Source organism: Streptomyces sp. NPDC001904, from assembly GCF_040297005.1.
In the GTDB taxonomy this organism is placed as follows: domain Bacteria; phylum Actinomycetota; class Actinomycetes; order Streptomycetales; family Streptomycetaceae; genus Streptomyces.
Map to the genome: position 1 here is coordinate 51385 of NZ_JBEOYI010000031.1, position 26789 is coordinate 78173.

Here is a 26789-nt window from a genome sequence, read left to right on the forward strand (position 1 = left end):
ATGGATCTTGGACTGAAGGACCGTGTCTACGTAGTCACCGGCGCCACCCGCGGCCTCGGCAACGCCGCCGCGCGCCAGCTCGTCGGCGACGGCGCGAAGGTGGTCGTCACCGGGCGCGACGAGCAGAAGGTCAAGGACGCCGCGGCCGAGCTGGGCCCGAACGCGTACGGGGTCGCCGCCGACAACGCCGATCCGGCCGTCGCCGAGCGGGTGATCGGCGCCGCGCGCGAGCAGTTCGGCCGGTTCGACGGGATTCTCATCAGCGTGGGCGGGCCCGCGCCGGGGTTCGTCGCGGACAACACGGACGAGCAGTGGGAGTCGGCGTTCGCGTCGGTGTTCATGGGCGCGGTGCGGATCGCCAGGACGGCCGCCGCCGAACTCGGTGACGGCGGTGTCATCGGGTTCGTGCTCTCCGGGTCCGTGCACGAGCCGATCCCGGGGCTGACCATCTCCAACGGGCTGCGGCCCGGGCTCGCCGGGTTCGCCAAGTCGCTCGCGGACGAGCTGGGGCCGCGCGGGATCCGGGTCGTGGGGCTGCTGCCCGCCCGGATCGACACCGACCGCGTCCGTGAGCTGGACGGGTACTCGGCGGACCCGGAGGCGACCCGGGTCGCCAACGAGTCGCGGATTCCGTTGCGGCGGTACGGGACGCCGGAGGAGTTCGGGCGGGCCGCGGCGTTCTTCCTGTCTCCGGCCGCGTCGTATCTGACCGGGGTCATGCTGCCGGTCGATGGTGGGTTCCGGCACGGTTTCTAGGGGTGCGGCCCGGGGGCGGGTGGGCACGGGGCTGCTTGAAGGCCAGAAGGTCAGCTCACTCGCTCCGCGCGGTGCTTGAGCGCCTTCAGTCTGACCTCGGCCGGGAGGGAGTCCAGGCCCGCCGAGTCCCTCGCCTGGGCCAGGGCCTCCTCGCTGAGGCGGTCCAGAGTGGCGCCCGGGGAGGCGTGCGGGGCGAGGGTGAGGGCCACCCTCGCCTGCGGGGCGGAGCGGCGGCCGGTCAGCATGGCGCCGGCCCGCTCCACGCCGTCCAGCGCCTCGGCGCCGCTCACCAGGACGCTCTCCAGGGCCCGGCCGCGCAGCAGTGCGCCCTCGCCGTCGCCCGTGTCCACCAGGACCTCGGTGAGCCGGCGCCGGCGGAACTGGGCGACCAGCCACCACAGCGCGAGCAGCACGACGACGCCGAGCGCGGCGATCACCACCGGCCACCACCAGCCGTCGGCGCGCCAGCGCTGCCGGTCGGCGACGCTCAGCAGGACGTCGTTCTTGCCGTCGTGGATCCACCACGACGGCGGCTTCACCCCGAGCCCCACGGCGAGCACCGAGCCGCCGCCGATGACCAGGAGCAGGCCGAGCAGGCCGAGCACGATCCGGTTCACGGTCCTCAGCACGCCGTTCATCCCTTCCGTCCGGGCCGGGCCACATGCACCGAGAGGGCGGGCGCGGAGCCGAGGCCGAGCCCGGTGATGCCGTCGCTCAGCGCACTGTCCAGATCGGCCCGTACGTCGTCGAGTTCGCGGAAGTGCGAGACCGCCCGCACCTCCACCTTGGACCGCTTCATCCGGACCCGGACGGACTGCACGCCCGCCACCTCCATGGCCCGGTCGCGCAGCACCATGGCGGCGGCGTCCCGGTGCAGGCCCGCGCGGATGTCGGTGTGGGTCCTGCGCATCGGCAGGACGGCCCGCAGCCCCGGCGTCAGCGCGAGGACGATCAGCCACAGGCCGAGCGCGGCGGCGACTCCGGCGCCGATCAGCACGGCGGTGTCGTCGAGCGGGCGGGTGGCGAGGTCGTCGGCGAGGGTGCGGCGCCACTGCATGGCGTCGCGTCCGGCCCGTACGGCGGCGATGTCGTACAGCAGCACGCCGGCGGCGCCGAGCAGCACCAGGGCCGCGAGCGCGGCCGGGATCCGCCGGCCCGACCAGAATCTGGCGGACTTCTCCTCGCCCTCCAGGGTGGGACGCGGTTCGTGGGCGGCCGCGGACGCCGACTGGTCGAGGCCGTCGGCGCCGCTGGAGCCACGTTCGACCACCGGCATGCGCTGGGTGGGCTCGCTCATCGGATCCTCCCCCGGTCGGTGTCCGCCGAGTGCAGCCGCTCCACGAGGACGGCCACCTCCGGCACCTCCATGCCCGCCAAGGTCCTTACCCGCTCGGTCACTTGACGACGCACGGCACCGCACTGGGCGCCGATGTCCGCCGGGAAACCGAGTTCCAGGCTGATGCGCACGCGCGCGGTGTCCTGGTGCACGCTGACCGTGGCGTGCGGGGGCGCGCCGTCCTCGGGAACCGTGTCCAGCGCCTCACGCGCCGCGTGCGCGGCGATCTTCGCGACGACCCGGTCGGCGATCCGGGTCGCGCCGCGCTCGGCCGGCGCGACCTGTGCCGCCACCGGTCACCGCCGCCGGTCGCCGCGGGCGCGGAAGAACTCGCCGGGTTCCAGGTCCCCTTCGAGGAACCGGCCCGCGACGAAACCGATGGCGCCGAGCGCCGCCACCAGCAGGAAGGCCCCGAAGCCGCCGAAGTATCCGGCGAACCCGAGGGCCATGCCGGCGATCATGCCGACCACGGCCAGATTCATCGTGCGCTCCTTCTTCGGGGCCTACTGTCCAGCCCGCTGTGCAGTGCCGTCACTGGAGCCGTGACTCCGGCTCTTCGTCTTCCTCGTCCGGCAGCTTCACATCGCTGACGGCGATGTTCACCTCGACGACCTCAAGTCCCGTCATGCGCTCGACGGCCGCGATCACGTTCTCCCGCACGGCGCGCGCGGTGTCCGCGATCGAGACGCCGTACTCGACGACGATCTCCAGGTCGAGCGCGGTCTGCACCTCGCCGACCTCGGCCTTGACACCGCGGGAGACGGACTTGGTGGATCCGCCGGGCACCCGGTCGCGGACGGCGCCGAAGGTGCGCGAGAGGCCGCTGCCCATCGCGTGCACGCCGAGGACGTCGCGTGCGGCGAGTCCGGCGATCTTCTCGACCACGCCGTCGGCGATGGTGGTGCGGCCGCGGCCCGCGGGGTCGCCACCGCCCTTCTTGGTCACGTTGGTCCGGCCGCCGGCCGCGGAGGCGGGCGTCTCGCCCGGCTTCTGTGAGGTGTCGCTCATCGGGGGTGTCCCCTCTTGTGAGGTGCGGTCTCCCTGCGGGATCCTGCCTTCTTTTGCCCACACTAAGTGCGGTTACCCGAGCCCGCGCCCGGGATGAGGCAGCCTGGGTGGATGATGGCAGACCGATGGGCACAGGCAGTGCGGCAACAGCTCGGATTCGGCAGGCTGCTGCCACTGGGCGGACCGGGTGACGGTGCGTGGATCACGGAGGTCGCGGCGGCGGAGGCCCTGCGCCGGTCCGTGGTCGCGGTGAACGGGGTGCGGCTGGGGGCGCTGCGGCTCGCGGCGGCCGATCCGGACGGCTCGTACACGTCGGTGGTGCCGGCTCCGCCGAGCGCGCTGCCGCCGGGTCCGCTGCGGATCACGGCGGAGTGCTCGGCGACGGCAGACGAGCCGTTGCCGCGGGCCGCGGCGCGGCTGCGGGAGGCGCTCGCGCAGTCGGCGCGGGACGGGCTCGGCCTGGTGGTGGCCGAGGTGGATCTCCAGGTGACGGAGCTGCTCGACGCCGACCCGGCGCCGCCGGAGCGGCCGGAGGCCGCCGACGCCCCGGCCGAGAAGTCCGACAAGGACGGTGACGAGGGCCGCGCGGCGCGGGCGGCGCAAGGGGTCGCCGGTGTGGTGCGGCTGACGGGTGCGCTGGGCGGGCTGGGCCGGGCGGTGCACATCGAGGAGACCTCCGCCCCGGCCGCGCTGGCGCACCGGCACGTCCGGGTGGAGCTGGCGGTGTCCGCGTCGCACCGGGCCCTGGACGTGGCGCGGGCCGTCCGCGAGGCCGTGTCCACGGCTCTCACGGACGGCCCGAGCGTCGCGGTGCTGGTCACCGAAGTGACCGCCTGAAGCCGCGCCGAGGCAGCCGGTTCGGTCGGCTCGGTCGGCTCAGTCGCCGATGCCCGCCAGATCCCGCAGTCGGCGTCCCTGCGCGGCGCGCTCGGCGGTGCGCTGCTCGTCGAGGGTCCGGCCGGAGGCGCCCTGGAGCAGGGCCTTGGTCTCGATCACGGCGTCGCGCGGCGCGGCGAGGAGCGCGCCGACCAGGTCGGACGTGGCCGCGTCCAGGGCGTCCGCGGGCACGGCGACATTGGCCAGGCCACTGGCCACGGCCTCGTCGGCGTGCACATAGCGCCCGGTCACGCAGATCTCCAGGGCGCGCGCGTATCCGACGAGCGAGACGAGCGGGTGCGTGCCGGTCAGGTCCGGTACGAGCCCGAGGCTGGTCTCGCGCATGGAGAACTGCACGTCGTCGGCAACGACGCGCAGGTCACAGGAGAGGGCGAGCTGGAAGCCCGCGCCGATCGCATGGCCCTGGACCGCGGCGACGGACAGGATGTCGCTGCGTCGCAGCCAGGTGAAAGCGTCCTGGTACTCGGCGATCGTCGTGTCGAGGACGTCACCGCCGCCGCGTGCCAGGTCGATGAAGGACGGCTCGCCGTCGAAACCCTCGGGCGTGAACGCCTGACGGTCGAGACCCGCGGAGAAGGACTTGCCCTCGCCGCGCACCACGACGACACGCACGGAGCCCGGCAGCGACCGCCCGGCATCCGTCAACGCCCGCCACAGAGCGGGAGACTGAGCGTTGCGCTTGTCCGGGTTGGTCAGGGTCACCGTGGCGATGGCATCGTCGACGGTGAGCCGGACCCCGTCCTTGTCGAGCAGGGGTGCGAGCTTAGCCATCTGGGCCTCCGAGTCTGCGCAGTCGTGTCCACGAAGGACGTGGACGACCTAAGTGACTGCACAGTAACCACCCGGCCGATCGGGGAACCGACCGGGTGGTCACCACGAGAGCCGTGCGGCCCGCCGCCCGGGGGCGGACGGACCGGCCGCGTCAGCTTGCCGCGGCCTTCTTGCCTCGCGTGGCCCCGCCGCGACCGCGCAGCGTGACCCCGGACTCACTGAGCATCCGGTGGACGAAGCCATACGAGCGGCCGGTCTCCTCGGCCAGTGCCCGAATGCTCGCACCGGAGTCGTACTTCTTCTTCAGGTCTGCCGCGAGCTTGTCGCGCGCGGCGCCGGTTACCCGGCTGCCCTTCTTCAGAGTCTCGGCCACCCGTGCCTCCTCATGGGAAGTGCGCTCTGGATTTCCCATGATCACCCCTCATGGCCGTCCTGGCCACCCATTCGGCAAGGTCCGTGGACCGGGAATTCCCGCTCCGCAGGGGATCCACACGAGTGGAATTCGCGGTTCCGGAGGCTTTTCGCACCCCCCGGAACCACCCCCTCGAAAAAACCGGCAGGTCAGCGACTGCCCAGGCGCCCCAAGGGCTTCAGCCCCGACGAGGGGGCGAAATCCGTGTAGGACACACCTCGGTACGAGGCGATCTCACCCAGATGAAGGATCACGACTCGGCCGAATGATCCATACCGAGTGGATCAGTTATTCGATCAAGCTGTGCTGACGGCGCCCGGGCGGCCGGGAGCCGGTCAGGCGAGTGCGACGAGATCCGCGTAGGTCTGGCCCCACAGGTCCTCGACGCCGTCCGGGAGCAGGATGATCCGCTCCGGGTGCAGCGCCTCGACGGCGCCCTCGTCGTGCGTGACGAGGACGACGGCGCCCTTGTAGGTGCGCAGCGCGCCGAGGATCTCCTCGCGGCTGGCGGGGTCGAGGTTGTTCGTGGGCTCGTCGAGGAGCAGCACGTTCGCCGACGAGACCACCAGGGTCGCGAGGGCGAGCCGGGTCTTCTCGCCGCCGGAGAGCACGCCCGCGGGCTTGTCGACGTCGTCGCCGGAGAACAGGAACGAGCCGAGCACCTTGCGGACCTCGACCAGGTCGAGGTCGGGCGCGGACGAGCGCATGTTCTCCAGGACGGTGCGCTCGGGGTCGAGGGTCTCGTGCTCCTGGGCGTAGTAGCCGAGCTTGAGGCCGTGGCCCTCGATGACCTCACCGGTGTCGGGCTTCTCGGTGCCCGCGAGGAGGCGGAGCAGGGTGGTCTTGCCCGCACCGTTCAGACCGAGGATGACGACGCGGGAGCCCTTGTCGATGGCCAGGTCGACGTCGGTGAAGATCTCCAGCGAGCCGTACGACTTCGACAGTCCCTCGGCCATCAGCGGCGTCTTGCCGCAGGGGGCGGGGTCGGGGAAGCGCAGCTTGGCGACCTTGTCGCTCTGGCGCACCGCCTCCAGGCCGGCGAGCAGCTTGTCGGCGCGGCGGGCCATGTTCTGCGCGGCGACCGTCTTGGTGGCCTTGGCGCGCATCTTGTCCGCCTGCGCGTTCAGGGACGCGGCCTTCTTCTCGGCGTTCTGGCGCTCGCGCTTGCGGCGCTTCTCGTCGGCCTCGCGCTGCTGCTGGTAGAGCTTCCAGCCCATGTTGTAGACGTCGATCTGGGAGCGGTTGGCGTCCAGGTAGAAGACCTTGTTGACGACCGTCTCGACCAGGTCGACGTCGTGGGAGATCACGATGAAGCCGCCGCTGTAGGTCTTCAGGTAGTCGCGCAGCCAGACGATCGAGTCCGCGTCCAGGTGGTTCGTGGGCTCGTCGAGGAGGAGGGTGTCCGCGTCCGAGAAGAGGATGCGGGCCAGCTCGATACGGCGCCGCTGACCGCCGGAGAGCGTGTGCAGGGGCTGGCCGAGCACGCGGTCCGGGAGGTTGAGCGCGGCGGCGATGGTGGCGGCCTCGGCCTCGGCGGCGTACCCGCCCTTGGTGAGGAACTCCGTCTCCTGGCGCTCGTACTGCTTGAGGGCCTTGGCCTGGGTGGCGCCCGTGCCGTTGGCGATGCGCTGCTCGTTCTCGCGCATCTTGCGCATCAGGGTGTCGAGGCCGCGGGCGGAGAGGATGCGGTCGCGGGCGAGCACGTCGAGGTCGCCGGTGCGCGGGTCCTGCGGCAGATAGCCGACCTCGCCGGAGCGGGAGATGGTGCCGGCGGCCGGGATGCCCTCACCGGCCAGGCACTTGGTGAGGGTGGTCTTGCCCGCGCCGTTGCGCCCGACGAGGCCGATGCGGTCGCCCTTGGCGACACGGAAGTTGGCGTTCTCGATGAGGATGCGGGCGCCTGCGCGCAGTTCGATACCGGATGCGGTGATCACGGGTGGGTCTCCAGGGCAGTGAACGGCTGATTGACGGGTCGGGGGCCGGTCTGCGCCGCTAATGCACCCAGAGAAGAAACGTCATACACCCCAGCTTACCGGTGGGATGCAAGGGCTTTTCCCGCGCGTCCCGCACGGGGGTCCGGCCGCTCCCCCGGCAGCTCGTTGCCCAGGGGTGTGCGGTGCGGGGCGATCCCGCCGAGGTCGTCGATGGCGACGATCTGGTCGGTCCAGGCGGCGTCGTGCCCCGTGCAGGGCTGGGCGACCAGCAGCGCGGTCCCGCGCCGCGCGGTGGTCGCCGGGGCGAACGCGCACCCCTCGCGCGCGGGCAGCACCCAGCGCAGATCGCCGTCGACGGTGCGGTAGGCGGCGATGCGCTGCGGGGTGACGACGGCGAGCATCCGGGCCGCCGGGTCGAGCGGCTGGAGGACCCCGGCACCGCCGTGCGCCTCCGGGGTGCGCAGCCAGGGCGCGGCGTCCGGGACCGCGCGGTGCCAGCGCACGGCGGCCGCGGTGCGGCGCTCGGTGTCGGTGACCAGTCCGTCGCTCCACAGCGCGAAGGCGTGCCCGGCGGCGGGGAGCACGGCGAGCGCCCGCCGCCCCTCGCGCGTGTGGCGCCAGCGGGTTCCCTCCGCGTCGTACGCCTCGACGGCGCCGTCGTCGGCGCGCAGGGCGGGGACGGTCACGCTGGAACCGGCGGCCTCGCGCGCGAGGTGGTCGCCGAACGGGTGCGGGCGCGCGCCCTGGGCCGCGCCGATCAGCAGCAGCGCGAGCAGGACGGCGAGCGGCGGCAGGAAGGACGCGGCGCGGGGCCGCCGGGACGGACGTCCCGGCGGACGCACGGGGCTCGGCGCCGGCCGCGCGGGTCCCTGCCCTGCTGTCGCGTCGAGCGGCAGCACCGCCATCGCACGCCCCCCTCGCTTCTCACCACAGGCCACGAATCAGGCGCAGAGCGTAGCCGTGGAGCCGGGTGGGCGGGTCCGTGGGCGGCGGCGACACGGCGTGCGCGGGCGCGCGCGTCCCCCGTTCGGCCGCCGGATCAGGGCCCGGCCCCACGACACGTAACAGGATGAACAGGGTGGGTTCCGGCGAGAGGGCGGTACGAGCATGCAGTTCGACGACGACGCCAACCTGGACACGTCCGAGGTCCAGGACCAGCGGGGCAGCCGGTTGCCCGGTGGGCGGGCGACGATCGGTGGCGGTCTCGCCGGTCTGCTGGCGCTGGTGCTCGGGCTGTTCTTCGGCACCGACCAGTTCGGCCTCTCCTCGGACGGCTCCGGCACGCCCGCGACGTCCGTGTCGAGCGCGGCGCAGGTGCAGCAGCAGTGCCGTACGGGATCGGACGCGAACAGCAAGGACGACTGCCGGATCGTCGCGGTGGTCAACAGCGTGCAGGACTTCTGGCGGCAGGAGTTCGCGCGCCGCAACGCCCGCTACAGCGGCGCCTCCACGGTGTTCTTCACCAACCGGGTGAGCACCGCGTGCGGGGCGGCGACGTCGGCGGTGGGGCCCTTCTACTGCCCCGGGGACCGCAAGGTCTATCTCGACCTCGGCTTCTTCGACGAGCTGCGCACGAAGTTCGGGTCGAGCGGCGGGCCGTTCGCGCAGGCGTACGTCGTGGCGCACGAGTACGGGCATCACGTGCAGAACCTGATGGGCACGCTGTCGCGCTCGCAGGACGGCCGCACGGGGCAGAACAGCAACGCCGTGAAGGTGGAGCTCCAGGCCGACTGCTACGCGGGCGTGTGGGCCCACGGCGCGACGCGCACGCCCGACGAGTCGACCGGGCGCCCGCTGATCACCAGCCTGACCGACGCCGACATCCGGGACGGTCTGGACGCGGCCGCCGCGGTCGGCGACGACCGGATCCAGGAGCGCTTCCAGGGCCGGGTCACGCCCGAGTCGTGGACGCACGGCTCGGCCCAGCAGCGCCAGCAGTGGTTCTACCAGGGCTACAAGACCGGCGACATGGGCCGGTGCAACACCTTCGGGTAGGCCCGTGGGGCGTGGACCGTCAGGCCCCTCCGGTGTGGACCTGGAAGGCGGCACGGCGCACGGCCTTGGCGAGGGCCGGGTCGGGGTGGGCGGCGGCGAGGGCGACCAGCACCTGCACGGTGCGGGGGTGGCCGACGGCGCGGACCTCGGCGATCAGCGCGGGCACGGTCGGCTGCACGGCGGACTCCAGGTGGCGCACGAGGAGCGGCGCCTCACCGTGGTCGGCGACGACCGCGGCGGTGTCGACCCACAGCCAGGTGGCCTCCTCGCGGGTGAGGACCGTGTGCACGTCCTCGGGGTCGGCGCCCTCCGCCTCGGCGAGCCAGAGCAGGGCGTAGGGGCGCAGGCCGGGCTCGTCGGCGGCGCGGCGCACCTCGGCCTCGGCGGGGCCGCCGACGACGCGCAGCGCCTCGAAGGCGAGGCCGCGCAGCAGGGCGTCCTCGCCGCGGGCCGCCTCGATCAGGTCGATGACGGCGGTGCCGACGTCGCGGGCGGCGAGCCAGGCGCGGTACTCGGCGCGGGCCGCGTTGGGCCGCAGGCGGGCGCAGCCGCGCAGCATGTCCTCGGCGCTGACCTCGATGTTGCCGGCCGGGGACTGGGCCGCGACACAGATCTGCTCCAGCTTGACCCAGACCGCCCAGCTGCCGAGGGGGGTGAGGGTGGCCTGCCCGTCGGCGTAGGTGAGCGCGCCGACGGAGGCGAGGCCGTCCAGGGACCAGTCGAGCAGCGGGCGCAGCGGGGTGTCCTCGGGCGGCGTCGGCTCGGGCTGCGGGCCGAAGGGGATCTCGCAGCGCTCGGTGCGCAGTTCGGTGACCCGCTGGTCGAGGAGGTCCAGGAGCTGGGCCGCCGCGACGGGTCCGGCCATGAGCTGGAGGAAGGACAGCAACTGCGGGACGGCCTCGACGACTTCGGCGACCGCGGCGGGCTCCAGGGCGTCCGGCGCCGGGTGGACCAGCGACCAGGCGTCGAACAGGGCGACCCAGCCGCGCAGCACGGCGGTGTCGTCCCGGTCCCAGGCGCGCAGCCGCCAGCCGGGGCGGGCGCTGTCGCCGTGCACCTCGACGAGGCCGGCGAGGCGCGCGGTGTCCCAGTCGGCCCGGACCCGCTCCACGCTCAGACCGAGGTCGTCGGCGGCGCGGCGTGCGGTGACGTCGGAGAGGGTGCCCTTGCCGTCCCCGGCGGCCGTGTGGTTGCCGGGGCTGAGCGTGGTGTCCGCCCAGCGGGCCACGCGGACGGCTGCGGCCAGGCCCTCGCGCGCGGTGCGGGCGAGCTCGGCGGGGGGCGGGGTGCCCTCCGGGGGGCGCGGGGCGGGGCGGGCCGCTCGGCGCGGGGCAGCGGGGGCCAGCGGCTGGCGGCGGGGGCGGACTAGTCGGAGCCTGGAGTCGCGCGGGGTACGGGACGTCACTGGAGCAGTCTCCAGGGTGACCCCGCGAATTCCCAAACGCGGCCCTGTGTTCGGCGCTCGCCCCGGGGTGCGGGGCCCGGCGTGCGGGCCCCGGGGCGCGTTCACATCAGCGGCGTGAGGAAGCGCCGCAGGGTCTCCTCGTACGTCGCCGGGTCCGCGTTCCACATGGCGTTGTGCGGGGCCGCGTCGACCGTGTGCAGGGAGACCAGGTCCGGGCGGCGGGCGGCCAGTTGGCGGGACAGGGCCCAGGGGGCGACCTCGTCGTCGGGGCCGTGCAGCACCAGGGTCGGGACCTTGAGCAGGCGCGGGTCCGCGGCGTCCGCGAGCCGGTCACCGGTCAGGCCGGTGCGTCCCTGGGCGGCGCGCACCGCCAGCGGCAGCAGCACGCCCGGGGTGCGCCGGGCGGCGGCGAGGGCGCGCAGGGTGGCCTCCCAGGACAGCACCGGGCTGTCCAGGACCAGGCCGACGATGCGCTCGCGCAGCGCGGAGTGGGCGGCGGCGTGCAGGGCCATCGCGGCGCCGGTGGAGAAGCCGATGACGACGACGCGGCGGGCTCCGTGGCGCACGGCGTAGCGCAGGGCCGCGTCCAGGTCGCGCCACTCGGAGTCGCCGAGGTGGTTCAGGCCGTCCGGGGAGCGGGGCGCGCCGAGGTCGCCGCGGTAGGCGAGGTCGAGGACCGGGAACTGCTGGCGGTGCAGGAACTCCATGAGGTTCATGGGGTGTTCGCGGGTGGTGCCGAGGCCGTGCGCCGTGACGACCCAGGTGTCGCGGGCGCCGGGCACGAACCAGGCGGGCAGCGGGCCGAGTTCGCCCGGGACGTCGACGTCGGCGTGGTCGAGGCCGAGCGCCGCCTTGGGGTCGCCGATGTGCACCTGGGGCGTGAGCCAGGCCCTGGCGCCGGGTTCGAGGGTGCCGTGGGTGACCCGCTCCAGGCGGCGCACGACCGTGTCCGCGGGGTGCGGGGCGGAGTCGACGACGGGCCCGACGACGGCGTGGAAGCCGTCGCCCGCGAGTCCGTAGGTGCCGGGGTACTGGGAGGCGAGGTCCCGGGAGAGCGTGATGTGTCCCGCGGCGAGGGCGTGGACGGTGAGCCGGGGCTCGGTGGGCAGGGGGCGTCCCGCGGGCGCCTTGAGCGCGGCGTCGCTGGCCAGACGGCCGGCGGCGATGGCGGCGGCCGAGGCCCCGAGGACGGCGGTGACGGCAGCGGCCGTCGCTTTGGCGGTGCGCACTCGTCCAGTGTCGGGGCGCGGGCGCGCCCGGGCCAGCGGGACGGAGGATGCGAGTGACGGGCGGGCCGGGCGGGGTGGAAAGAGCGTACGGATTCCGCTCAGCGGGCCTCCTCCCCCGGCCCGACCCGGCCGGGGGGCCGCTGTCCGTACCCGGCGAGCCGCGAGGCCGCCTCCGCCATCTGTGCCTCGCTCAGCAGTGAGGGGCGCAGCCCGGGCACGGAGTGGGCCGTGAGCCAGAGGCGGCACATCCATTCCAGCTGGGCGGTGCGGTCGTAGGCCTGGGAGAGGGAGTCCCCGTAGGTGACGGTGCCGTGGTTCTGCAGGAGGCAGGCGGTGCGCCCGGTCAGCGCGGCGAGCATGTTCTCGGCCAACTCCTCGGTGCCGTACGTCGCGTAGGGGGCGACCCGGACGGGGCCGCCGAGGGCGGCTGCCATGTAGTGGACGGGCGGGAGTTCCGGGACGAGCGTGGAGACGGCGGTGGCGTGCACGGCGTGGGTGTGCACGACGGCGCGCGCGGGGGTGTTCCGGTAGAGCGCGAGATGCATGGGCAGTTCGCTGGTCGGGGCGAGGGTTCCGGCGCGCCGGGTGCCGTCGGGGCCGACGGCGACGAGATCGTCGGGGCCGAGCCGGTCGTACGGGACGCCGCTCGGGGTGACGAGGATCAGCTCCTCGCCGCTGCCGCCGTCCCTGACGCGTACCGAGGCGTTGCCGGAGGTGCCGACGACGAGTCCGTCGGCGACCGTTCTGCGGGCCGTCGCCACCAGCTCTTCCCAGGCCCGGCCGAGATCCGTCGTGTCGCTCGTCCCCGCGGTGTCCGTCATGGCGCGCATCCTGCCAGCCGCGGAGGGCGGGCCGGCAGGGCACGGAAGGGTGGAGTCCGGTAGCTCCCTTATGGGCACGTATCCGCCCACTGAAGGCTTTTGGCTGGGGTTCGACGGGCACGTCGGGATCTTCCGGTAATCTCTGGGAGATTTGTCATGCACGTCGCCATTCGGGGGGAAATATGGCTAGTGACCGCAAACCGTCCCGTCGTCGCGCGTGCCTGCTCGCGACGGTGGCCGTCACCACGCTGACCGTGGGGGCGACGGTTCTGACGGAACTGCCGGTCCAGGCAGCGGCGAGGCCGAAGGGGCACGACGTCTCGTCGCACCAGAAGAACGTCGACTGGTCGAAGGCGAAGAGGAAGGGGGCCAGGTTCACCTATGTGAAGGCGACCGAGTCCACGACCTACAAGAATCCCTACTTCTGGCAGCAGTACGACGGCGCCCGCAACGCCAGCATCATCCGGGGCGCCTATCACTTCGCGGTGCCCGACAAGTCCTCGGGCCGGGCCCAGGCCGCGTACTTCGTACGCAACGGCGGGGACTGGCGGGGGGACGGCTGGACGCTGCCGCCCGCGCTCGACATCGAGTTCAACCCCTACTCCAAGCACAAGTGCTACGGCATGAGCAGGGGCAAACTGGTCTCGTGGATCTCGTCGTTCAGCGCCGAGGTCCTGCGGCTCACCGGCCGCCGCCCGGTGATCTACACGAACTACCACTGGTGGAAGACCTGCACCGGCAACAGCGGGGCCTTCGCCACCAACCACGCCCTGTGGCTCGCGCGCTACGACGAGAGCGCGGGATCGCTGCCCAGCGGGTGGTCGTTCTGGACGTTCTGGCAGTACGACAACAGCGGCGGGCTGCCGGGTGACCAGAATCTCTTCAACGGGTCCATGGCCCAGCTGAGGAGGTTCGCCCGGGGCTAGCCGGAGCCGGGACCAAGGTCCCTCGGAACCCGGTATTCCGGGGCTCCGAGGGGTCTCCTCCCGGGCCGAACCGGAGTCGGTGTCCCCACCACGGGCCAAGCGGAGTGATCCCGCTCCGGATCAGGTCACCACAATGCCCGGCCCAGTTCATCTTCCGTTCACCCGACGTGCTTACGTTCGAACCGCCACTGACGTCCAACTGAAGCCTGGGTAAATGGAACACATCACGCTGCTCCTTGCGATCGTGATCGTTACCGCACTGGTTTTTGATTTCACCAACGGTTTCCACGACACCGCCAACGCGATGGCGACGACCATCTCGACCGGCGCCCTGAAGCCCAAGACGGCGGTGGCCATGTCCGCCGTGCTGAACCTCGTCGGAGCGTTCCTCTCGGTCGAGGTCGCCAAGACCATCTCCGGCGGCATCATCAACGAGGACGGCCTCAGAACAGAGGTCATCTTCGCGGCGCTCGTGGGCGCCATCCTCTGGAACCTGCTGACCTGGTTGCTCGGCCTGCCGTCCAGCTCCTCGCACGCCCTGTTCGGCGGCCTCATCGGCGCCGCGGTCATGTCGATGGGCTGGTCCTCGGTCAACGGCGGCACCGTCGTCACCAAGATCCTGCTCCCCGCGGTCGCCGCGCCGCTCGTCGCCGGCCTCGCCGCGATGCTCGCCACGCGCCTGACCTACCGGATCAGCGCCAAGACCGACGCGAAGGCCACCAGCAAGGGGTACCGCGCCGGCCAGATCGCCTCGGCCGGACTCGTCTCCCTCGCGCACGGCACGAACGACGCGCAGAAGACGATGGGCATCATCACCCTCGCCCTGATCACCGGCGGGGTCATCGCCCCCGACGCCGACCCGCCGCTGTGGGTCATCGTCTCGGCCGGTACGGCCATCGCGCTCGGCACGTACCTGGGCGGCTGGCGGATCATCCGCACCATGGGCAAGGGCCTCACCGACCTCGCCCCGCAGCAGGGCTTCGCCGCCCAGACGTCCGCCGCGACGGCGATCCTCGCCTCCTCGCACATCGGCTTCTCGCTCTCCACCACCCAGGTCTGCTCCGGCGCCGTCATGGGCTCCGGTCTCGGCCGCAAGGGCGGCGTCGTCCGCTGGTCGACCGCGACCCGGATGTTCGTCGCGTGGGGTCTGACCCTGCCGGCCGCCGGTCTGGTCGGCGCGGGCGCCGAGTTCCTCACCAAGCAGGGCCCGTGGGGCGTCGGCCTCACCGCCGCGCTGCTCGTGGTCGGCTCGGGCGTCATCTGGAAGCTCTCGCGCCGCGACTCCATCGACCACACGAACGTCACCGCCGACGAGGTCGGCTCCGCCGCCGAGCCCACCGCGGAGCCCGCGGGCGTCGTGACCACGGCCATCGCCGCGGTCACCCCGCCGCCGGTCGGCACCCTGGTCATCGGGGAGTCGGAAGACGTGAAGGCGACCATCCCGGCCCCCGCGCCGGCCGACCCCGCGCGCCCCGCCGGCGCCACGCTGTAAGGGAGCAGGACCAGCTATGAAGATCGACTGGGCGGCCCTCGGTTCCGTGTTCGGCGTCAGCCTCGTGGTGACCGTGGCCCTGGTGGGCCTGTTCACCCTCGGCATCGTCGGCCTCTCCAAGAAGGAGTCGGCGGCGCAGCGGGGCGACTCCGCGGCACTCGTCACCTCCGGCGCGTACGCGTGCTTCGCGGCCTGCGCCGCGGCCGTGGCGTACGGGATCTTTCTGATCGTGGCCTGAGCCGCGACAGCCCTTTCGGCGGGCCCGGACCTCCTTGGTCCGGGCCCGCCGTGTCTGCGTGTGCCGCGGCCTGTCCCGTGCCGGGTGCCGCTCTCGTCGTGGCCGGTCGCGCAGTTCCCCGCGCCCCCGAGGCATCCGCTGACGCGCGGCGTGTCTTTTCGGGGCGCGGGAACCCTGTGGACCTCCCCACACTCTCCCGCCCCAGGTCAACAGCAAGTTGACGCACCTTCGCGGAGCGTGGTGCACTTCCAACGCCATATACGGCAGCAGGTGAGGAAGCCGGTGCGAATCCGGCGCGGTCCCGCCACTGTGAGTCCCCGGTCGTCCGGGGGCGAGCCAGGAACTCCCGCTGCCGGTCTCGTCGAACCAGGGCGTGGACACCCTGAGTGAGGACAACTACCGCCATGTTCGCCCCGCGCGGCGTCATGCGGTCCGGGCGCGTGTTCGCGTACGGGGCCGCCGCAGGACTGTTGAGCGATCTGCTCGTCGGTGATCCGCGCCGTGGGCACCCCGTCGCAGGGTTCGGGCGGGCCGCGGGCGCCGTCGAGCGGAGGCTGTGGCGCGACCACCGCGGCTGGGGCGCGCTGCACACGCTGGTGTGCGCCGGTGGCGCCGCCGCCGTGGGAGCCGTCGCCTCGCGTGCCGTACGCCGCTCCCCCGCCGCCGCCGTCGCGCTGACGGCCGCCGCGACCTGGGCCGTGGTCGGCGGGACCTCGCTGGGCCGGGAGGCGCGGGCGGTCGGCTCCGCGCTGGAGGCCGGGGACGTGGAACTGGCCCGGGAACTGCTGCCGCGGCTGTGCGGGCGCGACCCGCAGGGCCTGGACGCGGACGGGATCGCCCGGGGCGTCGTCGAGTCGGTCGCCGAGAACACCTCCGACGCCGTGGTGGGCGCGCTGGTGTGGGGCGCCGTCGGCGGGGTGCCGGGGCTGCTCGCCTTCCGCGCCGTGAACACGCTCGACGCGATGGTCGGGCACAAGTCTTCGAAGTACCGCCGGTTCGGCTGGGCCTCCGCACGCCTCGACGATGTCGTGGGCTGGCCCGGGGCCCGGCTCACCGGCGCCCTCGCCGTCCTCGCCGGCGGGCGCCCCCGCGCCGCGCTGGCCGCGTGGCGGGCGGACGCCGGACAGCACCCGAGTCCCAACGCCGGGGTCGTCGAGGCCTCCTTCGCGGGGGCGCTCGGGGTACGGCTCGGCGGCACCCTGTCCTACGCGGGACGGGTCGAGCACCGGCCGGTGCTGAACGGTACGGGCCGGGCGGTCCGGGTGACCGATGTGGAACGGGCCGCGCGGCTGTCGCGGCGGGTGAGTGTGCTGGCGCTGGGAGTCTGTGTGGGCGGGCGGTTGCTGTGGAGTCGTCGATGAACCGGGGCGGGCTGCTGGTGGCGGGCACCACCTCCGATGCCGGGAAGAGTGTCGTCACCGCCGGGATCTGCCGGTGGCTGGTGCGGCAGGGCGTGAAGGTCGCGCCGTTCAAGGGGCAGAACATGTCCCTCAATTCGTTCGTCACCCGCGAGGGCGCCGAGATCGGCCGGGCGCAGGCGATGCAGGCGCAGGCCGCCCGTGTCGAGCCGACCGCGCTGATGAACCCGGTGCTGCTCAAGCCCGGCAGCGACCGCAGCAGCCAGGTCGTGCTCATGGGCAGGCCGGTGGGCGAGATGAGCGCACGGGGCTATCACGGGTCGCGCCAGGAAGCGCTGCTGGACACCGTGGTGGGGTGCCTGGAGGAACTGCGGGGCAGTCATGATGCCGTGATCTGTGAAGGCGCGGGCTCGCCCGCCGAGATCAATCTGCGGCGCACCGACATCGTGAACATGGGCGTCGCGCGGGCCGCGCGGCTGCCGGTGCTGGTGGTCGGGGACATCGACCGGGGCGGTGTCTTCGCCTCGTTCTTCGGGACGACGGCGCTGCTCGCGCCGGAGGACCAGGAGCTGCTCGCCGGGTATCTGGTGAACAAGTTCCGCGGTGACGTGACACTGCTGGAGCCCGGCCTCGACATGCTCAAGTCCCTCACCGGGCGCGCCACTTACGGCGTGCTGCCGTATCAGCACGGGCTCGGCATCGACGAGGAGGACGGGCTGCGGGTCTCCCTGCGGGGCGCGGTCCGCGAGTCCGTCGTCGCGCCGCCCGCCGGTGCGGACGTGCTGCGGGTCGCGGTGTGCGCGGTGCCGCTGATGTCGAACTTCACCGATGTGGACGCGCTGGCCGCCGAGCCGGGTGTCGTCGTGCGGTTCGTGGACCGGGCCGAGGAACTCGTCGACGCCGACCTGGTGGTGGTGCCGGGCACCCGCGGGACCGTGAAGGCCCTGGAGTGGCTGCGCGAGCGCGGGCTCGCGGACGCGCTGGCCCGGCGGGCCGCGGAGGGCCGGCCCGTGCTCGGCATCTGCGGCGGCTTCCAGGTGCTCGGCGAGCGCATCGAGGACGAGGTCGAGTCGCGCGCCGGGGTCGTCGACGGGCTCGGACTGCTGCCCGTACGGGTGCGGTTCGCCGCCGAGAAGACGCTCGCCCGGCCGGTGGGCGAGGCGCTCGGCGCGTACGTCGAGGGGTACGAGATCCACCACGGGGTCGCCGACGTGCTGGGCGGGGAGGCCTTCCTGGACGGGTGCCGGGTGGGTGCCGTGTGGGGGACGCACTGGCACGGGTCGCTGGAGTCGGACGACTTCCGGCGGGCCTTTCTGCGGGAGGTCGCCCAGGCCGCCGGGCGGCGGTTCGTGCCGGCGCCGGACACGTCCTTCGCCGACCTGCGCGAGGAGCAGCTGGACCGGCTCGGGGATCTCATCGAGCGGCACGCCGACACGGATGCGCTGTGGCGGTTGATCGAGGGGGGTGCCCCGGCGGGGCTGACGTTCGTTCCCCCGGGAGCGCCGTCGTGAGTGCCGGGCGGGAAGGTCGCCCCCGCCGCCCCTTCCCGTCCCGTCCCCGGGGGCCGCGCCCCCGGACCCCCATGGGTTCGTTCTCGTGTGCGCGTTCGTGGGGGTTGAGCGCGCAGTTCCCCGCGCCCCTGACGGGGCGCCTCAACTCCACGGAGGATCAAGGCTGATGGCTGTCCCTTATCCGTTCAGCGCCGTCGTCGGGCAGGACGATCTGCGGCTCGCTCTTCTGCTCAACGCCGTGTCGCCCGCCGTCGGCGGTGTGCTCGTGCGCGGGGAGAAGGGGACCGCCAAGTCCACGGCCGTGCGCGCCCTTTCGACCCTGATGCCGAGCGTCGCGGTCGTCCCCGGGTGCCGGTTCTCGTGCGATCCCGCGGCGCCCGACCCGCAGTGCCCCGACGGGCCGCACGCGGCGGCCGGGCAGGTCGAACGGCCCGCCCGCACGGTCGAGTTGCCGGTCGGTGCTTCCGAGGACCGGCTCGTCGGCGCGCTCGACATCGAGCGGGCGCTCGCCGAGGGCGTGAAGGCCTTCGAGCCGGGGCTGCTCGCCGACGCGCACCGCGGGATCCTGTACGTGGACGAAGTGAATCTGCTGCACGACCACCTCGTGGACCTGCTCCTCGACGCCGCCGCCATGGGCGCCTCCTACGTGGAGCGCGAGGGCGTCTCCGTACGGCATGCGGCGCGCTTCCTCCTCGTGGGGACCATGAACCCCGAAGAGGGCGAGCTGCGGCCGCAGTTGCTCGACCGGTTCGGGCTGACCGTGGAGGTCGCCGCGTCCCGGGAGCCGGCACAGCGCGTCGAGGTCGTGAAGCGGCGGCTCGCCTACGACGACGCGCCGGACGCCTTCGCCGCCCGGTGGGCCGGTGAGGAGGCCGAGGTGCGGGCGCGGATCGTCGCGGCGCGCGCCCTGCTGCCCGAGGTCCGGCTCGGCGACGACGCGCTGACCCAGATCGCGGCGACCTGTGCCGCGTTCGAGGTGGACGGCATGCGCGCCGACATCGTGATGGCGCGGACCGCGACCGCGCTCGCCGCGTGGGCGGGCCGCACCGAGGTGCTGTCGGAGGACGTGCGGCAGGCCGCCCTGCTCGCGCTGCCGCACCGCAGGCGGCGCAACCCGTTCGACGCGCCGGGGCTCGACGAGGACAAGCTCGACGAGACGCTGGACGAGTTCGGCCCCGACCGGCCGGACGACGACCCGGAGCCGGACCCGGAACCGAACGGGCCGGACGGCGGCCCGGACGGCGGTGGCGGTGGCGGCGGGGTTCCGCCGCAGGGTGACCCGGCGGACGACGGCGGCGCGGCACAGGAGTCCTCCGGCGAGTCCCCGGCCGAGGCGCCCGCGCCCGGTGGCGGGGCGCCCCGGGAGCAGCGGGCCGTGTCGGCGGGCGAGCCGTTCCGTACGAAGATGCTGAGCGTGCCGGGTCTCGGCGAGGGCGCGGCCGGGCGGCGGTCCCGGGCGCGCACCGAACACGGCCGGACCACGGGCTCCGTACGCCCCCGGGGCAACCTGACCAAGCTGCATCTGGCGGCCACCGTGCAGGCGGCCGCACCGCATCAGCGGGCGCGGGGCCGCAGCGGTCCGGGGCTCGTCGTGCGCCGGGACGATCTGCGGCAGGCGACCCGGGAGGGGCGCGAGGGCAATCTCGTGCTGTTCGTGGTCGACGCCTCGGGTTCGATGGCGGCCCGCAAGCGGATGGGCGCCGTGAAGGGCGCGGTCCTCTCACTGCTGCTCGACGCCTATCAGCGCCGGGACAAGGTGGGTCTGGTGACCTTCCGGGGGTCGGGCGCCGAGGTGGCGCTGCCGCCGACGTCCAGCGTGGACGCCGCAGCGGCCCGCCTCGAATCGCTGCCGACCGGCGGGCGCACGCCGCTGGCCGCCGGGCTGCTCAAGGCGCACGAGGTGCTCCGCGTCGAGCGGCTGCGGGACCCGGCGCGGCGGCCGCTGCTGGTCGTCGTGACCGACGGGCGGGCCACCGGCGGGCCGGAGCCGGTCCAGCTGGCCGGGCGGGCCGCCGGGCTGCACGCCGCCGAGGGGACGGCCAGCGTCGTCGTGGACTGCGAGAGCGGCCTGGTGCGGCTCGGCCTCGCCCGTGAGCTGGCCACCCGGCTGGGCGGACAGGCCGTGACGCTGGACGAGCTGCGCGCGGACTCCCTCGCCGGGCTCGTCAAGGACGTACAGGGAACCAACACCACCAGCAGGAGGGCCGCCTGATGCCGCAGGGACAGCCGAGTGTCGTACCGGACGACGGACTGACGACACGTCAGCGCCGCAACCGTCCGCTGGTGTTCGTGCACACGGGCATCGGCAAGGGCAAGTCGACGGCCGCCTTCGGTCTCGCGCTGCGCGCCTGGAACCAGGGGTGGCCGATCGGGGTGTTCCAGTTCGTCAAGTCGGCGAAGTGGAAGGTCGGCGAGGAGAACGCGCTGAAGGTGCTCGGCGCCTCCGGCGAGGGCGGCACCGTCGACTGGCACAAGATGGGCGAGGGCTGGTCATGGGTCCAGCGCGACGATCAGGCGGACAACGAGGAGAAGGCCCGGGAGGGCTGGGAGCAGGTCAAGCGGGACCTGGCCGCCGAGACGTACAAGCTGTACGTGCTCGACGAGTTCGCCTACCCGCTGCACTGGGGCTGGATCGACGTCGACGAGGTCGTCCAGGTGCTGCGCGACCGGCCCGGCACCCAGCACGTGGTCATCACGGGCCGCAACGCCCCCGAGAAGCTGGTCGAGTTCGCGGATCTCGTGACCGACATGTCGAAGGTGAAGCACCCCATGGACGCGGGTCAGAAGGGCCAGCGAGGCATCGAGTGGTGACACACGTCCCCCGGCTCGTCGTCGCCGCGCCCGCCTCCGGGTCCGGCAAGACGACGGTGGCGACGGGTCTGATGGCCGCGTTCGCCGAGCGCGGCCTCGCCGTCTCCCCGCACAAGGTGGGCCCCGACTACATCGACCCGGGCTACCACGCCCTCGCGACGGGCCGGCCGGGCCGCAACCTGGACGCGTACATGTGCGGCCCCGAGCTGGTCGCGCCGCTGTTCGCGCACGGCGCCGCCGGCTGTGAACTCGCCGTCGTGGAAGGCGTGATGGGCCTGTTCGACGGCGTCTCGGGCGCGGGCGAGCTGGCGTCCACGGCGCATGTCGCCAAGCTGCTCAAGGCGCCCGTCGTCCTGGTCGTCGACGCGTCGTCGCAGTCGCGGTCGGTGGCGGCGCTGGTGCACGGCTTCGCCTCGTTCGACCCGGAGGTCCGTCTCGCGGGCGTCATCCTGAACAAGGTCGGCTCCGAGCGGCACGAGCAGTTGCTGCGCGAGGCCCTGGAGGAGGTCGGCGTCCCGGTGTACGGCGCGCTGTACCGCACCCCGCAGGTGGCCACCCCCTCCCGTCACCTGGGCCTGGTCCCGGTCGCCGAACGCAGCACGGAGGCCCTGGACTCCGTACGCGCGTCGGCGGCGATGGTCAGGGAGGGCTGCGACCTGGAAGGACTGCTGTCCCTGGCCCGCTCGGCTCCCCCGCTGGCCGAGGAGGCGTGGAGTGCAAGCGCCCCTTCAGGGGCGCGAGGAACTGCGCGAGAAGCGGCCACCGTGCCGCACCCGACGACGAAACCGGTCGTGGCAGTGGCAGGAGGCGCAGCCTTCACCTTCTCCTACGCCGAACACACAGAACTCCTGGAGGCGGCCGGCGCGGAGGTGGCGACCTTCGACCCGCTCCACGACGAACACCTCCCGGAGGGCACGGCGGCGCTGGTCATCGGCGGCGGCTTCCCGGAGGTCTACGCCCCGGACCTGTCGGCCAACGAACAGCTCCGCAAGGACGTGGCCACGCTGGCCGCCGCCGGTGCCCCGGTCGTCGCGGAGTGCGCGGGCCTGCTGTACCTGTCCCGCTCCCTCGACGGCAAGGCGATGTGCGGCGTCCTGGACGCCGACGCCCGGATGTCCGGCAGGCTCACGCTCGGCTACCGGGACGCGGTCGCGATCGGCGACAGCGTGCTGGCCCCCGCGGGGACCCGGATGCGCGGCCACGAGTTCCACCGGACCGTCCTGGAACCGGGCGCGGGTCCGTCGCCCGCGTGGGGCATGCGGCTGCCCGCTCCGCGCGTCGAGGGGTTCGTGCAGCAGGGCGTGCACGCCAGCTATCTGCACACCCACTGGGCCGCGCTGCCCGACATCGCCCACCGGCTGGTGGAGCGGTGTCTGCGGTGAGCTGCGGCTCAGCCCGCGATGCCCACCACGAGCCAGATGAAGGCCGCGCCCGCCACCGTGGCGGCCAGGGTGGAGCGGGCCGGGTGGTCGTGGTGGGCCTCGGGCAGGATCTCGGCGGCGGCCAGGTACAGCAGGACACCGCCGAAGAAGCCCAGATAGCCACCGAGCAATTGCTCCGGAATGGTGAACAGCAGCGTGGAGGCGGCGCCCACCACGGGTGCCGCCGCGTCGGCGAACAGCATCATCAGCGCCTTGCGGCGGGCGTTCCCGTACAGCCGGGTGAGCGTGTACGTGTTGAAGCCGTCGGCGAAGTCGTGGGCGATCACCGCGAGCGCCACGGCGAGGCCCATCCCGCCGCCCACCTGGATGGCGGCGCCGATCGCCATGCCGTCCATCAGGCTGTGCCCGACCATCGCGGACGCGGCCGTCAGACCCACCTCGGGGACCCGGCCGTTCTCGCTCTCGGCGGCGCCGTGGGCGGCCTTCCGCTGGGCGAGGAGGTGCTCCAGGACGTGGGCGCCGAGGAACCCGGCGACGAACAGCAGCAGCGCCGCGGGCACGCCGAAGACCGGCCCGCCCGCCGCTTCCAGGGCCTCCGGCAGCAGGTCGAGACCGACCACGCCGAGCATGAGGCCGCCCGCGAGCCCCAGCACCAGATGGCGCCGGTCGGTGACCCGCTGCGCGGTCCAGCCGCCGATCAGGGTCATCAGAAAGGCGCCGAGCGCCACGAACACCGCCATAAGCCCTTGCTAACTCATCCGACCCCCGCGTCGCACATCATGACCTGTGGCCCGGACCGGGTCGTCGGCGGGGTCGGGGCCCGGGCCGGAGTCACCGCCGACGAGGTACTGGCGCTGGTCGGGGAGGTGCTGGCCGAGGCCGGGGCCGCCCCCGGCGCGCTGACCGCGCTCGCCACGGTCGAGGCGAAGGGGCGGGAGCCGGGGATCGTGCGGGCCGCCGCGCTGCTCGGGGTGCCGCTCGTGACGTATCCGGCGGCGCGTCTGGCCGCCGTACCGGTGCCGCACCCCTCGGAAGGGGTGCGGGACGCCGTGGGTACGCCGTCCGTCGCGGAGGCGGCCGCGCTCGCCGCCGGGGGTGAGCTGCTCGTTCCCAAGAGAACGGCGCGCGGGACCGGCGGGGGGCGCGGGAGAGTGACCTTCGCGCTGGCGCGCGCCGGGTAAGGTCCGGAACCTCCCCCCTCCGCCCGCCCGTCCCGTCCGTCCTCGCTAGGAGTCCGTCCCGTGCTCACCCCTTCCCCGGCCCTGCTCGCCGCGCTGACGCGGCGGCTCGACGAATCCGCCGGCCCGGACACCGGCGTCCGTACCCCGCACGACCGGGCCGACGTGACGGTGCTGCTCGTCGGGCACGGTTCGCCCGATCCGGCCGTGAACGCCGAACTGACGGCCACCGCAAGGCTGTTGTGGGAGGGCAGCGGGTACGCGGGCGTGGAGACGGCGTTCGTGTCGGGTGCGGCACCCGACGTGCCGGCCGGGCTCGACCGGTGCACGGCGCTCGGGGCACGGCGCATCGTCGTACTGCCCTGCGAGGCGTCGGTGGCGGGGCGCTGCCGGGCGCAGGCCGAGGGGTGGAGCGTCGCGCATCCGGAGGTGACGGTGACACGGTGCGAGGCCCCGGAGGTGCCGGACACCGACGGGGACGGACCCGATCTGCGTCATCACGGGGATGCCGAAGTCCGCGACGAGGGCGAGAAGTTGACGGATCTCGCGGTGAACGTCCGGACGGGCACACCGCCGCTGTGGCTGCGGGAGCACATCGGCGGCGCGCTGGAGGGGCTTGCCGCGTATCCGGACGGCCGGGCGGCGCGGGCGGCGGTGGCGGCGCGGCACGGGGTCCCGACGGAGCGGGTGCTGCTGACGTCGGGCGCGGCGGAGGCGTTCGTGCTGCTCGCGCGGGCGCTCGGGGTGCGGCGGCCCGTGGTGGTCCATCCGCAGTTCACGGAGCCGGAGGCGGCGCTGCGGGACGCCGGGCACGCGGTGCGCCGGGTGCTGCTGCCGGAGGAGGACGGGTTCCGGCTCGATCCGCGGCTGGTGCCGGGCGACGCGGATCTCGTCGTGGTCGGCAATCCGACCAATCCGACCTCGGTGCTGCATCCCGCGGAGACGGTGGCGCGGCTGGCGCGGCCCGGCCGGGTGCTCGTCGTGGACGAGGCGTTCATGGACGCGGTGCCGGGCGAGCGGGAGTCCCTGGCCGGGCGGACGGACGTGCCGGGTCTCGTGGTGCTGCGGAGCCTGACGAAGACGTGGGGTCTGGCCGGGCTGCGGATCGGGTACGTGCTGGCCGCGCCGGACGTGGTGGCGGCGCTGGAGCGGGCGCAGCCGCTGTGGCCGGTGTCGTCGCCCGCGCTGGTCGCGGCCGAGGCGTGCGTGTCGGCGCGCGGGGTCGCCGAGGCGGAGGCCGCGGCGCGGGACATCGCGGACGACCGGGCCCATCTGGTGGACCTGCTCGGGGAGTTGGCCGCTTTCGGGGTGCGCGTGGCCGGGCCCGCGCAAGGGCCCTTCCTGCTCGTACGGGTGCCGGACGCGGCCGGGGTGCGGGAGCGGCTGCGGGCGGCCGGGTTCGCGGTGCGGCGCGGGGACACGTTCCCCGGGCTCGGGCGGGACTGGGTGCGGGTGGCGGTGCGGGACCGGCGGACCGGCGGGGCGTTCATCGCCGCGCTGCGGGAGGTACTGACCGCGGGGTGACGGCGGCCGGTCCCGGCCGCCGCGCTACTCGCCCTTCACGATCTGCTGCTTGAGCGGGGTCAGCCGGGCCGCTATCTCGGTGATGAGCGACTGCTCCACGCCCGCGTCCGTCAGGGAGCCGGCGAGGTGGGCGACCACACGGTCGAAGTCCGCCCCGGTCAGGCCGAGCCGGGCGTGCGCCTCGCCGAGCGGGCGGCCCCGGTACGCTGCGGGGCCGCCCAGTGCCGTGGTGATGAAGGCCCGCTGATGGGCCTTCAGTGCCGGCAGGTCGGTGGTGCGGAAGTGCGGCGACAGCTCGTCGTCCGCCAGGACCTTGGCATAGAAGAGGTCGACCACAGCCGCCACCGCGGGGGCGCCGCCCACCGCCTCGTAGACACTCGACTCACTCATGGCACGCGAACATATCTGCGGAACCGGGCATTCGGTACCGCAGTGACGGGTGCTACGCGCGGGAACGGCGTCCCTTGCGCGCCATCACGACGGCTCCGCCGCCCGCGAGGAGCAGCACGACCGCGCCGCCCGCGATGTACGGCGTGTTCGAGTTGCCGCCGGTCTCCGCCAGGTCGGCCTTGGTCTCCGTCCTCGGCGCCGTCTTGTTCTCGACCGGCGCGGCCTCGACCGGCTTCTCCGGCTTGCCGCCCTGCGGCTTCGGGTCCTCCGCCGGGGCCGCCTTGGGCGCCGTGCAGGTGGCGCCGGCGAGGGTGACCTCGCCGTTGACCTCCGCCACGTTCAGCTTCAGGGGGTTCACCGAGACCTTGAGGTGCAGGGCCGAGGCGGCGGCCGTGGTCGACGTGGTGGAGGTCTCGGAGAGGGCGAGGGAGACCTCGCCGATCTGCGGGACGTCGACGCGGGTCGTACCGCCCGCCGACAGGGTGACCTTCTTGCCGAGCACGGTGACCGAACCGAGCAGGTTCGACTCCGCGACCGGCTTCCTGCCCGCCTCGCAGAGCGCCTTCGAGGTGACCTGGTCGACCTCGATGAGGGAGAGCAGGGGCAGGCCGGGGACGTGGACCTTGGCGTGGACGAGCTGGGTGAAGCCCTCCGCCTTCTTGTCGTCCACGGTCGCCCTGGCCTTGGCCACGTCGGCGCGCAGCACGCTGAACGCCTGACCGCCGTCGACGCCGTCCAGGCGCGCGGTCAGCGCGGTCTTCTCGGCGCTCGCGGGGGCCTGCACCTCGTTGAGCGCGACCCTCAGCGGGACGTTCACCGTCTTGTTCAGGAGCGAGACGTCCAGGCCCGTGCGCAGGACCACCGCGCCGGCCTTGCCGCCGTGGTCGCCGGTGGCCGCCGCCGGACCCGCGGCCGCGAGCGCCGCGGGTCCGGCGGCGAGGACAGCGGCGGTGGCCGTCACGGCGAGGCGGCGGGTGCGACGGGAGACGGTGTTGCTGGTGCTGGACATGCTGGAAAGACCCCCCAGGGGTGGGACGGCGGTAACGGGACAAGGTGCCGGCGGCGGGGCGGGGGCGGGCCGTGTCACGGGGACATCCCACGGGACCGCGCCGGTCTCCGTCGCCGACGAGGGAATCTTTACGCACTGAGAGTGAACAGGCAGCAACCAGGCGTGAGTTCACTCCAAAGGGGGGTTTCCGTGCAGGTCTTCGAATCTGAGGGCGCTGTTGTTCCCTGGCGTCCCTCTTGTCACCCCTGCGCCGGCGCTCCGCGCGGGCGCAGGGAATTCGTGTGCAACGAGCACCCTGATGCGCGGGTCACGCTGTGTGTCAACCCTGCGGGCCGGTGGGGGCTGGTCGCGGGGGGGGGCGCGCCCCCCCCGGGCGCGGGGGGCGGCCGGGGGGGCGGGGGGCGCG

The 26789-nt window shown here is 73.7% G+C and carries 28 protein-coding genes and 1 riboswitch; of the genes, 13 read left to right on the forward strand and 15 right to left on the reverse strand.

Features of this window, described 5'->3' with window-relative positions:
* Nucleotides 1-756 (forward strand): SDR family oxidoreductase, encoded by a 756-nt coding sequence (locus ABT127_RS34115; protein ID WP_351458740.1) that lies wholly within the window; start codon nt 1-3, stop codon nt 754-756.
* A 50-nt stretch (nt 757-806) separates the two neighbouring features.
* Here ABT127_RS34115 and amaP read toward each other — a convergent pair whose 3' ends face one another.
* From amaP to ABT127_RS34140, 5 genes are read right to left on the reverse strand one after another with little or no spacing between them, the layout of a single operon-like run.
* Nucleotides 807-1394 carry an alkaline shock response membrane anchor protein AmaP gene (gene amaP, locus ABT127_RS34120; protein ID WP_351458742.1) on the reverse strand — a complete coding sequence of 196 codons (588 nt, stop codon included), beginning with the start codon at nt 1392-1394 and terminating at the stop codon, nt 807-809.
* A complete protein-coding gene (locus tag ABT127_RS34125) occupies nt 1391-2053 on the reverse strand; it encodes a DUF6286 domain-containing protein (protein WP_351458745.1) in 663 nt (220 codons plus the stop codon). The genes amaP and ABT127_RS34125 overlap by 4 nt, the downstream gene beginning before the upstream one ends.
* Entirely contained in the window at nt 2050-2385 is a 336-nt protein-coding gene (locus ABT127_RS34130) for an Asp23/Gls24 family envelope stress response protein (RefSeq protein ID WP_351458748.1), read from the reverse strand. The genes ABT127_RS34125 and ABT127_RS34130 overlap by 4 nt, the downstream gene beginning before the upstream one ends.
* 3 nt (nt 2386-2388) lie before the next feature.
* Entirely contained in the window at nt 2389-2574 is a 186-nt protein-coding gene (locus ABT127_RS34135; protein ID WP_111667018.1) for a hypothetical protein, read from the reverse strand.
* 49 nt (nt 2575-2623) lie between these two features.
* Nucleotides 2624-3100, reverse strand: coding sequence for an Asp23/Gls24 family envelope stress response protein (locus ABT127_RS34140; protein WP_351458751.1), 477 nt, complete (start codon nt 3098-3100; stop codon nt 2624-2626).
* Between the two features lie 111 nt (nt 3101-3211).
* On the opposite strand from ABT127_RS34140, the gene ABT127_RS34145 reads away from it, so the two are divergent.
* Nucleotides 3212-3937: a nucleopolyhedrovirus P10 family protein gene (locus tag ABT127_RS34145; protein WP_351458754.1), complete on the forward strand. Its 726-nt coding sequence runs from the start codon at nt 3212-3214 to the stop codon at nt 3935-3937.
* Nucleotides 3938-3976: 39 nt separating this feature from the next.
* Here ABT127_RS34145 and ABT127_RS34150 read toward each other — a convergent pair whose 3' ends face one another.
* The 4 genes from ABT127_RS34150 to ABT127_RS34165 form a co-directional block, all read right to left on the reverse strand.
* Entirely contained in the window at nt 3977-4768 is a 792-nt protein-coding gene (locus ABT127_RS34150; protein WP_351458757.1) for an enoyl-CoA hydratase/isomerase family protein, read from the reverse strand.
* A 151-nt stretch (nt 4769-4919) separates the two neighbouring features.
* Nucleotides 4920-5141, reverse strand: coding sequence for a helix-turn-helix domain-containing protein (locus ABT127_RS34155; protein ID WP_018533414.1), 222 nt, complete (start codon nt 5139-5141; stop codon nt 4920-4922).
* Nucleotides 5142-5515: 374 nt separating this feature from the next.
* The gene (locus ABT127_RS34160; protein ID WP_351458761.1) at nt 5516-7114 is read right to left on the reverse strand and encodes an ABC-F family ATP-binding cassette domain-containing protein; all 1599 of its coding nucleotides are present in this window, start codon (nt 7112-7114) and stop codon (nt 5516-5518) included.
* Nucleotides 7115-7209: 95 nt separating this feature from the next.
* The gene (locus ABT127_RS34165) at nt 7210-8019 is read right to left on the reverse strand and encodes a hypothetical protein (protein ID WP_351458764.1); all 810 of its coding nucleotides are present in this window, start codon (nt 8017-8019) and stop codon (nt 7210-7212) included.
* A 202-nt stretch (nt 8020-8221) separates the two neighbouring features.
* On the opposite strand from ABT127_RS34165, the gene ypfJ reads away from it, so the two are divergent.
* Complete coding sequence (gene ypfJ / locus ABT127_RS34170; protein WP_351458766.1) at nt 8222-9109, forward strand: KPN_02809 family neutral zinc metallopeptidase; 888 nt, start codon at nt 8222-8224, stop codon at nt 9107-9109.
* A 19-nt stretch (nt 9110-9128) separates the two neighbouring features.
* Here ypfJ and ABT127_RS34175 read toward each other — a convergent pair whose 3' ends face one another.
* The 3 genes from ABT127_RS34175 to ABT127_RS34185 form a co-directional block, all read right to left on the reverse strand.
* Nucleotides 9129-10514, reverse strand: a complete 1386-nt coding sequence (locus ABT127_RS34175) for a hypothetical protein (RefSeq protein ID WP_351458769.1) — start codon at nt 10512-10514, stop codon at nt 9129-9131.
* Nucleotides 10515-10615: 101 nt separating this feature from the next.
* A complete protein-coding gene (locus ABT127_RS34180; RefSeq protein ID WP_351458772.1) occupies nt 10616-11743 on the reverse strand; it encodes an alpha/beta hydrolase in 1128 nt (375 codons plus the stop codon).
* A gap of 98 nt (nt 11744-11841) precedes the next feature.
* Nucleotides 11842-12564 (reverse strand): class II aldolase/adducin family protein, encoded by a 723-nt coding sequence (locus tag ABT127_RS34185; protein ID WP_351458773.1) that lies wholly within the window; start codon nt 12562-12564, stop codon nt 11842-11844.
* A gap of 182 nt (nt 12565-12746) precedes the next feature.
* On the opposite strand from ABT127_RS34185, the gene ABT127_RS34190 reads away from it, so the two are divergent.
* From ABT127_RS34190 to ABT127_RS34225, 8 genes are all read left to right on the forward strand, one after another.
* Entirely contained in the window at nt 12747-13490 is a 744-nt protein-coding gene (locus ABT127_RS34190) for a lysozyme (RefSeq protein WP_351458775.1), read from the forward strand.
* A 214-nt stretch (nt 13491-13704) separates the two neighbouring features.
* Nucleotides 13705-14982, forward strand: a complete 1278-nt coding sequence (locus tag ABT127_RS34195) for an inorganic phosphate transporter (RefSeq protein ID WP_351458778.1) — start codon at nt 13705-13707, stop codon at nt 14980-14982.
* A gap of 16 nt (nt 14983-14998) precedes the next feature.
* On the forward strand, nt 14999-15220 hold the full coding sequence (locus ABT127_RS34200) for a hypothetical protein (RefSeq protein WP_351458781.1): 222 nt from the start codon (nt 14999-15001) through the stop codon (nt 15218-15220).
* A gap of 214 nt (nt 15221-15434) precedes the next feature.
* Nucleotides 15435-15585, forward strand: a riboswitch (cobalamin riboswitch).
* A 60-nt stretch (nt 15586-15645) separates the two neighbouring features.
* A complete protein-coding gene (locus ABT127_RS34205) occupies nt 15646-16581 on the forward strand; it encodes a cobalamin biosynthesis protein (protein ID WP_351458803.1) in 936 nt (311 codons plus the stop codon).
* Entirely contained in the window at nt 16578-18089 is a 1512-nt protein-coding gene (locus tag ABT127_RS34210; RefSeq protein WP_351458782.1) for a cobyric acid synthase, read from the forward strand. The genes ABT127_RS34205 and ABT127_RS34210 overlap by 4 nt, the downstream gene beginning before the upstream one ends.
* Before the next feature lie 166 nt (nt 18090-18255).
* Complete coding sequence (locus tag ABT127_RS34215) at nt 18256-20301, forward strand: putative cobaltochelatase (protein WP_351458785.1); 2046 nt, start codon at nt 18256-18258, stop codon at nt 20299-20301.
* Nucleotides 20301-20900, forward strand: a complete 600-nt coding sequence (gene cobO, locus ABT127_RS34220) for a cob(I)yrinic acid a,c-diamide adenosyltransferase (RefSeq protein WP_351458788.1) — start codon at nt 20301-20303, stop codon at nt 20898-20900. The genes ABT127_RS34215 and cobO overlap by 1 nt, the downstream gene beginning before the upstream one ends.
* A complete protein-coding gene (locus tag ABT127_RS34225) occupies nt 20897-22282 on the forward strand; it encodes a cobyrinic acid a,c-diamide synthase CobB (protein ID WP_351458790.1) in 1386 nt (461 codons plus the stop codon). The genes cobO and ABT127_RS34225 overlap by 4 nt, the downstream gene beginning before the upstream one ends.
* 8 nt (nt 22283-22290) lie before the next feature.
* Here ABT127_RS34225 and ABT127_RS34230 read toward each other — a convergent pair whose 3' ends face one another.
* A complete protein-coding gene (locus ABT127_RS34230) occupies nt 22291-23022 on the reverse strand; it encodes a ZIP family metal transporter (protein WP_111667003.1) in 732 nt (243 codons plus the stop codon).
* A 39-nt stretch (nt 23023-23061) separates the two neighbouring features.
* Between ABT127_RS34230 and ABT127_RS34235 the strand changes: the two genes are divergently transcribed.
* The gene (locus ABT127_RS34235; protein WP_351458793.1) at nt 23062-23463 is read left to right on the forward strand and encodes a cobalamin biosynthesis protein; all 402 of its coding nucleotides are present in this window, start codon (nt 23062-23064) and stop codon (nt 23461-23463) included.
* A 168-nt stretch (nt 23464-23631) separates the two neighbouring features.
* Nucleotides 23632-24984 (forward strand): Rv2231c family histidinol phosphate aminotransferase CobC, encoded by a 1353-nt coding sequence (gene cobC / locus ABT127_RS34245; protein ID WP_502971830.1) that lies wholly within the window; start codon nt 23632-23634, stop codon nt 24982-24984.
* 24 nt (nt 24985-25008) lie between these two features.
* Here cobC and ABT127_RS34250 read toward each other — a convergent pair whose 3' ends face one another.
* Both ABT127_RS34250 and ABT127_RS34255 read right to left on the reverse strand, forming a co-directional pair.
* Nucleotides 25009-25374, reverse strand: a complete 366-nt coding sequence (locus tag ABT127_RS34250; RefSeq protein ID WP_351458796.1) for a group I truncated hemoglobin — start codon at nt 25372-25374, stop codon at nt 25009-25011.
* Between the two features lie 52 nt (nt 25375-25426).
* On the reverse strand, nt 25427-26383 hold the full coding sequence (locus ABT127_RS34255) for an SCO1860 family LAETG-anchored protein (protein WP_351458798.1): 957 nt from the start codon (nt 26381-26383) through the stop codon (nt 25427-25429).
* Nucleotides 26384-26789: the final 406 nt, after the last annotated feature.